Source organism: Nonomuraea jiangxiensis (assembly GCF_900099965.1).
GTDB lineage: Bacteria > Actinomycetota > Actinomycetes > Streptosporangiales > Streptosporangiaceae > Nonomuraea > Nonomuraea jiangxiensis.
The window spans coordinates 42,487-49,572 of the sequence record NZ_FNDJ01000049.1; the positions used below are offsets into that span (position 1 = coordinate 42,487).

At 69.0% G+C, this 7,086-nt stretch carries 8 protein-coding genes and 3 pseudogenes; 6 read left to right on the forward strand and 5 right to left on the reverse strand.

All coding sequences use genetic code 11. From position 1 onward, the window contains the following. Positions 1-88: 88 nt before the first annotated feature. Both BLS95_RS58780 and BLS95_RS56565 read right to left on the reverse strand, forming a co-directional pair. Positions 89-442, reverse strand: coding sequence for a recombinase family protein (locus BLS95_RS58780; RefSeq protein WP_245765799.1), 354 nt, complete (start codon positions 440-442; stop codon positions 89-91). 360 nt (positions 443-802) lie between these two features. Continuing rightward, a complete protein-coding gene (locus tag BLS95_RS56565) occupies positions 803-1,138 on the reverse strand; it encodes a nuclear transport factor 2 family protein (protein WP_245765801.1) in 336 nt (111 codons plus the stop codon). 99 nt (positions 1,139-1,237) lie between these two features. Between BLS95_RS56565 and BLS95_RS51920 the strand changes: the two genes are divergently transcribed. Further along, complete coding sequence (locus BLS95_RS51920) at positions 1,238-1,831, forward strand: TetR/AcrR family transcriptional regulator (RefSeq protein ID WP_090947038.1); 594 nt, start codon at positions 1,238-1,240, stop codon at positions 1,829-1,831. Positions 1,832-1,910: 79 nt separating this feature from the next. On the opposite strand, the pseudogene BLS95_RS51925 reads toward BLS95_RS51920, so the two are convergent. The 3 genes and pseudogenes from BLS95_RS51925 to BLS95_RS51930 form a co-directional block, all read right to left on the reverse strand. After that, positions 1,911-2,367: pseudogene (locus BLS95_RS51925) on the reverse strand (Tn3 family transposase). After that, positions 2,342-2,491 (reverse strand): annotated as a pseudogene (locus BLS95_RS60145) (hypothetical protein); the annotation flags it as partial. The pseudogenes BLS95_RS51925 and BLS95_RS60145, both read right to left, overlap by 26 nt. A gap of 549 nt (positions 2,492-3,040) precedes the next feature. Then, entirely contained in the window at positions 3,041-3,814 is a 774-nt protein-coding gene (locus BLS95_RS51930; RefSeq protein ID WP_090947039.1) for a GntR family transcriptional regulator, read from the reverse strand. Positions 3,815-3,936: 122 nt separating this feature from the next. Between BLS95_RS51930 and deoC the strand changes: the two genes are divergently transcribed. The 5 genes and pseudogenes from deoC to BLS95_RS51960 all read left to right on the forward strand — a co-directional run bounded on the left by deoC (position 3,937) and on the right by BLS95_RS51960 (position 6,901). After that, a complete protein-coding gene (deoC, locus tag BLS95_RS51935; protein WP_090947040.1) occupies positions 3,937-4,695 on the forward strand; it encodes a deoxyribose-phosphate aldolase in 759 nt (252 codons plus the stop codon). Positions 4,696-5,148: 453 nt separating this feature from the next. Continuing rightward, positions 5,149-5,367 (forward strand): hypothetical protein, encoded by a 219-nt coding sequence (locus BLS95_RS51945; RefSeq protein ID WP_090947041.1) that lies wholly within the window; start codon positions 5,149-5,151, stop codon positions 5,365-5,367. An 88-nt stretch (positions 5,368-5,455) separates the two neighbouring features. Then, positions 5,456-5,776, forward strand: a pseudogene (locus BLS95_RS51950) (Tn3 family transposase); the annotation flags it as partial. 17 nt (positions 5,777-5,793) lie between these two features. Next, positions 5,794-6,195: a zinc-binding dehydrogenase gene (locus BLS95_RS51955; protein ID WP_281250145.1), complete on the forward strand. Its 402-nt coding sequence runs from the start codon at positions 5,794-5,796 to the stop codon at positions 6,193-6,195. Between the two features lie 475 nt (positions 6,196-6,670). Beyond that, on the forward strand, positions 6,671-6,901 hold the full coding sequence (locus tag BLS95_RS51960; RefSeq protein ID WP_218136429.1) for a hypothetical protein: 231 nt from the start codon (positions 6,671-6,673) through the stop codon (positions 6,899-6,901). The last annotated feature ends 185 nt before the right edge of the window (positions 6,902-7,086 follow it).

A 7,086-nucleotide genomic window follows, 5' to 3' on the forward strand; every position in this document is an offset into this window, starting at 1 on the left:
CAGGGCGACCAGGTGCTTGAGGTCCGCCCGGAAGGACGGCCAGGCCTCACCCAGCACCGCGGGCGCGTTGACCAGCGCGTCCAGGCGGTCATACCAGGGGTGGTAACTCCCGCGTCCGGACACCGCCAACTGCAGCGCACGCAGGGTGCTCTCCCGGTGAGCCGCCGCATCGTCCCGGCTGGCGCCGGCCGTCCGCTCGTCTGCGTCCGACGCTGTACTTGGTGGCCAGGTCGGCCAGGGACGCCTCGCCCTCTGCGTAGCGGCGGCGGATGGAGCGCCGGGCTGGTTCGGGGAGTTTGGGCTGCTTGCCCTTGAGCTTGCCGTTCTTCTTGGCCAGGGCCATGCCCTCTCGGGTGCGCAGGTGCCCGAGGTTGGCCTCGAACTCGGCGACCATGGCGAGGGTTTGCAGGAACAGCCGGCCGCCGACCCGGGTTCCGTTCACGCCCTCAAGCGTTCCGGATAGCCCCCCATCACCGGAACAGAACGCGGAACACCTATACGAAACACCCTCGACCTGGGGCGCTCTCCCGGGCGGCTGGTGTTCCGGGTGGGGGATCCCCCACCGGAACACCCACACCATGGTTACTGTCCGCGTTCACCCCTTGTCATCGGATTTCGCGCGCTGTCGGTCACCCACTCGTCGCGGTTGGGAGGGCATTCCAGTGCTGTCTGCTCGAGGGGCGGCAGGTCCACGATCTGCAGCCTGTCGTCTCTCCGGGGGCGCGACGACCTCGATGCCGGCGTGATATCGACGAGTCCCATTCGTTGATATCGAGCGCCGTAGTGCCGGACAGCACCCGGTTCAGGCAGGGTCCGGCTCGACGAAGATCCAGTGCTCGACGAGTCGGCCGTCGACGACTCGGACCATGTCCATGCCGCGGGTCTCGGCACCGCCCGAGCCCGGGACGCCGCGTAGTCGGTAGAGGTTGGCAACCCACTCGCCGTCCTCCACGGTCCGCTCGGTGACGACCTCCAGGCCGGACGCCAGCAGACCTTCCCATTTCCGCCGCCAGTCCGCGTGGCTGACCACCCGTCCCTGGTCACGGGACTCCGGAGCGATCAGCCCGATGGCGCCGTCCACGTCACCCTCGGCACGAGCCCTGATGATCGCCCGGACGACGTCGCCCGGTCCCTTCACTGTGTCCAATCGACTCACCTCCGACGAAACGGGGATCGATCCCCGTTTTAGATATGGAACAATACGGGGACTGCCCCCCGGTTGACAAGGAGGCCCGGTATGCAGCCACCGCCGCGTCGTGTCGACGCCGCACGCAACCGCAAGCGGCTGCTCGCGGCCGCCGACACCGTGTTGAACAGCCACGGCGCGGCTGCGTCGCTGGACGAGATCGCCAGAGTCGCGGGGGTCGGCAATGCCACGCTCTACCGGCACTTCCCGACCCGGGGGCGGCTGATCGAGGCCGTGTACGAGCAGCGGATCCAGGACCTGTGTGACAGTGCCCGTGACCTCGCGGCAGCCTCGGACCCCGGTGCGGCGCTAACGGCGTGGCTGCGGTTTGTCGCCGCGCACGTCACCAACAGCCGCCTACTCAGGGAGGCGTTCCTCGCCGACCACCCGAGCCCCGCTGACGTCGAGCCGCCGCAGGCGACCGCCTGGCACGATTCGCTCTTCGAGGCCGCCGCGCCGCTGTTGGCCCGCGCCCAGGACGCCGGTGCGGTGCGACCCGACATCGGGATCGCGGAGTTGCTCACGTTCCTGACCGCCGCCACCCGAGCCGCCCCGCTGTGCGCCGACCGCGCCCTCGAACTGCTGATGGAGGGCGTCCTCCCGCGACCTGCGCTCGCCCCGGCACGGCCCGATACCGGCGGGTAGCAACCTCGGAGAGGCTGACCACCAACTCGACCGGCAGGACTGCCTCGGCTCCGGCAGGCGACAGCGCGGCCGAGCGGCCTCACGGAGCAGCTATGGCCCGGGTTCCGATGTGCGGTGCGCCGAACAGCACCCGTGGTTCGAGATCGAGCTGGGTGGTGGCGGTCTGGTCGGATGGGGTGAGGTTGAGGGTCCAGTTGCCGAATCGGCGGATGGTGTGGGTGATGTAGGGCGAGACGGTGGCGTTGGCGGCGTTGGTGATGTCGCAGGCGTTGGAGTAGATGATGCAGTTGGCGATCAGCTCGTTGAACTTCACCACCTTCTCCTGGTGGTCGGGGTCGTTGTGGCCGATGAGCTTGCCGCCGAACATCAGCCAGTCAGCGAACCCGTGGAAGGCCTCGGTGCGGTTGGTGATGGCGGTGATCTGCTCACGCAGCGTCGGCTCGGACAGGTAACGCAGCAGCGCGGCCGAGCTCGCGGAAGGCCCGGTACAGGCGGTTCTTGCGCGAATGGTTAACCAGCCGGCGCAGCAGCGTCACCGACGACAGCTTGTTCTCCCGGATCCGAGATCGCGGTGCGCAGCAGATCGCTCCAGTGCGTCTCGATCAGCTTCCAGTCCACCGCCTGGTCGCCGAACAGCGAGTCGATGTGGCTGTGGCGGACGGTTCGCTGGAATCTATCGTGGCAGGGTGGACCGGCGTCCGGGGTGGGCGGCGTAGACGTACTTCATGGCGGTGGGGGAGGAGATGCCGAACACGCGCCGACAGCGCAGCCACGAGGCTGCCTTCGCGATCATCGAGTACCACCTCGACCGCCTCTTCGGGCCAGCGGCCACACTACGGCAGCCCTCGGACTGAGCCGCACCGACCCGGGCTCCTCACCTGCACCCCGACCAGCAACTATTCATCCTCGCGGCTCGTTTCTGCCAGATTGGCACCCGTGGAGGCCCTGGATTACCTGCGCCCTGGCGACACGCTCGCGATGCCCTCCTGGATCGGTTGGGCCGCTCCCTCCAAGACGCTCCCTCCAAGACCTCATATCGATCGCGGCCGGAAGGTGGTGACCGGGATCGACGGCGAGCCGCTTCGCATTAACCACGTCGCACGCCCTGTTTTGACTGGTCGGCTCATGGGCATTTCGTCCCGCTCGGTCTTCCGGGCGTCGAGCGCCACTTCGGCGGCTGTCGGGAAACCTTGGAGGCCGGGTGAGGCGTCAGGCTGGGCGACGGACCGCGTCGCCGCCGCCGTCGGCTGGGTGCGGGGGGTTGCCGGGCGCGGAGACGGAGAAGTCGACCTTGAGCGCGTAGCGGTGCGCCACGTAGGAGCTAATCGTGTATTCGAGAGGGTTCCCCTGCTGGTCGATGATGGAGCGCGTTTCGACGAGCATCGGCGTGGTGCGGTCAACGTCGAGTTCGCGCGCATCGTCGTCGGCTGTGCGCGCTGTGAGGATGGAGGAGCCGAGGGTCGGGGGCAGTCCTGCGCGGCGGAGGGTCTGGTGCAGTGAGCCGGTCTCCAGGTCGGCGGTGAGCAGCGCGTCGAGGGTGGCGGGGAACGTGGCGCGTTCGATGGCCACGGGCAGGTCGTTGAAGAGCCGGACGCGGCTGATGGCGACCACGGACGCGGGCTGCGTGGTGAGAGCCGGGTAGAGGGCGGCCGCCTCCTGGCGGGAAGCAGGGCGCACGGCGGCCTCCAGGACCCGGGAACGCGGTGTCTTGCCAAGGGCGCGGGCCTGGTCATGGAAGCTCAGCAGGGTGCCGACCGGCCGGGCGGCGGCGGCCTGCCGCACGAAGCTGCCCCGCCCGGGGACCCGCTCCAGCAGGCCGTCGCGCTCCAGTCGGACCAGAGCGGCGCGCGCCGTCATCCGGGAGACACCGAACTCCTGCGCCAGCCGCGATTCGGAGGGGAACGGATCGCCGTCGCCAGCGCCTTCGAGGCGCCGGCGCAGTTGTTTCTCGATGCGCTCGTACAGCGGTTGCGACGCGGCCATGGCGGATGCGTTCCTCCTCAGTCGGATGGTGTCGGCTCCCAGTGTGACGCCGGTCGACACCGTCACATAGATCTGTATAGGCTGTATATACAGCTTACCTCAGGCGACCGAAGGAGAGCATCATGTCCGTGGCCTCGATCGACGTCCCGCGCTGGGAGGGTCACCTGCCCTCACGTGGGCAGGTGGCGAAGATGATCGACCACTCGCTGCTGCGACCCGAACTGACTCGGGCCGAGGTCGAGGACGGCCTGGCGACTGCCCTGGAGTACCGCACGGCGTCGGTGTGCGTGCGGCCCACCGACGTGGCGGCTGCGGCCGCCGCGCTACGCGGCAGCCAGGTTCGCGTCGGTACGGTCGTCGGCTTCCCGCACGGCAGCAGCACCACGCAGGCGAAGGTCTTCGAGACCACCGAACTGATCTCACTGGGAGCGGAAGAGATCGACATGGTGATCAACATCGGCCGCCTGCGCGGCGGCGACGTCGCGTTCATACAGAACGAGATCGCCGCCGTAGTCCAGGCCGCCGAGGGACGCCCCGTCAAAGTGATCTTCGAGAACGCTTACCTGACCGACCAGGACAAGACCGCCGGATACAAGGCTGCCGAGACTGCGGGCGCAGCCTTCATCAAGACCAGCACCGGGTTCGCCCCCGGCGGCGCAACGGCCGCCGACATCGCCCTGATGCGACGCACCGTGTCCCCCCACGTGCAGGTCAAGGCCGCCGGAGGCGTTCGCACCCTGGACGCGCTCCTGCACCTGCACCAGCTCGGCGCCACCCGCTTCGGAGCCACGGCCACCGCGGCGATCCTCGACGACCTGGACAGCCGCCGCAACGGCCGCCCGCCCACCGCGAGCGCCGCCGAACTGACGGCGCGCTACTGAATGGGAAGCCTCGTTGGAGGGCGTAGCGCCTCCACGACCCGCGTGGTTATGCGCCTGCGAGGTCGAGGCGGGTGTCCATGTCGGCCCTCCGCTCGCCGGGTAGCCCCGGTGCATTGCTGCACTGGGCCCCTCAGAACCGTGCGTGCCACTCGTCGCGGCACACGGCTCAAGCAAGCCCCGAGGGGCGGTTCTGGATTGCTGCGCTGGTCCCTCTGCGTTGGCGGGCGAGGTGCCCGCGATGGCAGGAGGCGTGGACGAGGCGGGTTTGGTCATCGTCCGATGTGCCGGGTCGGCCGTGGTGCACGAGATAGTCAGCGACTATCGCGCGCTTGACGACCTGAAGCCACCACCGTTCCCATTGGTCGGGGGACTGCGGCGGTTGCTCCGCGAACGCCGCCGCCGCTGCCCCGCACCGCCAACCCGCACCTGCTCCCCAGCGGGCAGACGGCCGTCATGGACACCCGTCCGCCGATCTCCAGCATGGTGATGAACGACGTCTTCAAGCCCCACGGGCTCAGCGCCTCCAAACTCCGGCAGGACCGCATCCTCGACGAGGCCAAGCACACCGCCGACCCCGTCCACCTCATGCGCGTGTTCGGCATCGGCGCCAGGACCGCCATGAAGTACGTCTACGCCGTCCACCCCGAGCGGCGATCCGCCCTGCCGCGCTAGGTTTCGACGAACCCGACCTCGTCAGGCAGCCAGGGCCGGGACCACGAGCGGGTTCCGCTCGATCCTTGTCCAGGAATCGGCGAACCCGCGCGCTTCCGGCCACGGCGTGATGATCTACTGGCACGTCGACCGGAAATCGGTGTGCGTCTACTCCCAGCTTCGATCTTGTAACGCCTCCGAGGTCGCCGCGATGATGGGGGGCGTGCTGTGGCACTGCACGGACGCGACCATCGACCGGCAGTACACCGACACCCACGGCCAGTCCCTGGTCGGGTTCGCGTTCGCGCACCTGCTGAACTTCCGGCTGCTTCCCCGGATGAAGAACATCTCCCGCCAGAAGCTCGCGAAGGCCGACGTCGGCGACACCGTCCCGTCCTGCCCGGCAAGCTCGACACCGCCCGCGACACCCGCCTGCCCTACGACCAGATCGTCGACTCCACCCGCCTGGCCGACGTCCTCGGCGAGGAGAAGTTCGACGTGGTCATCGACCCGGTCGGCGGCCAGATCCGCACCCAGAGCCTCGCCCTCATGCCGCCGGGCGGACGGCTGATCGCCGCCGGAAACGCCAGCGGAGACTGGGACCACACCATCAACGACACCCAGCTGTGGCTCGGCAGCGTCACCATCGCCGGGTTCAACGCCGGCGCCTTCCTGCCCACCCACCCCGACCTCATGCAGCCAGCCCTCCACGCCGCCCGCACCGCCATCGCCGCCGGCCTCGGCGACACCGCGGTCGAGACTTTGCCCCTCAGCCACGCCGCCCACGCCCACCAGCGGATGGAAGACCGCGACGTCGCCGGCCGCCTCGCCCTCGCCGCGCAGGCATGACCAGCCCCCGGCCGGGACACCACGCCCTGGCCGGTCCCGGCGGCGCGGAGACCGATCCTGCATCCGATACTGGGTGTCGTTATCAGGTGGTTTCCCGACAGGCGCCGAACAGACTCCGTCACCCCACCGGAAAACCGGACACCCAGTGACGAATCACGACGTCCGGCGGCCGATTCGGCGCTCAAGTTGGCGACAGGATTTCCCGACAGGAAGATCGGGCACCGACCCATCTTGAGGAGAGCCCGGTGCAGATCGTCTACTCCGCGTCTCCACCGCGACCCAGTCACTACTCCGCCAGCGGCACAGCCTCACCGAGGCCGGCCTCCTCGTCCGCACCGAAGGCGTCGGCGAGGGCTTCCGGCCCGCCGACGGCGTCCGACTGAAGACCCGGCGACCACCTCGAAGGTTCCGGCGCTGGAGCGGCCCGCGTTCGCGAAGGTGGCCGCCGCCGCGCACCCCGGCCCGCAGGAACGGCATGGCCATCGGCGGCGCCACCGTCACCCATGAGGCCATGCTGTCCATGGCCCTGCATCTGCGCGACCAAGACCTCAGCCTGCGCGAGATCGCCGCTCGCCTGGTCATCACCCAGGGCGCCAAAAGGGGCCGGCACCCCTCCCCGGCCACCGTCATGCGCATGCTCGGTGACCACGACACCAGCATCACCGAGCTGGGCGCCCGAGCCGACGATGCGAAGCAACGGCCGTAGACCCTGGCCGGTACCCGAGCCGCGAACTGTCCTTGGCGTCATGATCCAACACCGTGATCAAACCGGGACCTCAGTCGGAGGCTCCTGCGTTATCGCAGGTCAGACGCTACTTTGTTGAAAATTTCTTCATTGCTATGGGGACCCCTGGAGGGGTCCCCGCATCACGGCCGAACACGACCCCGCCC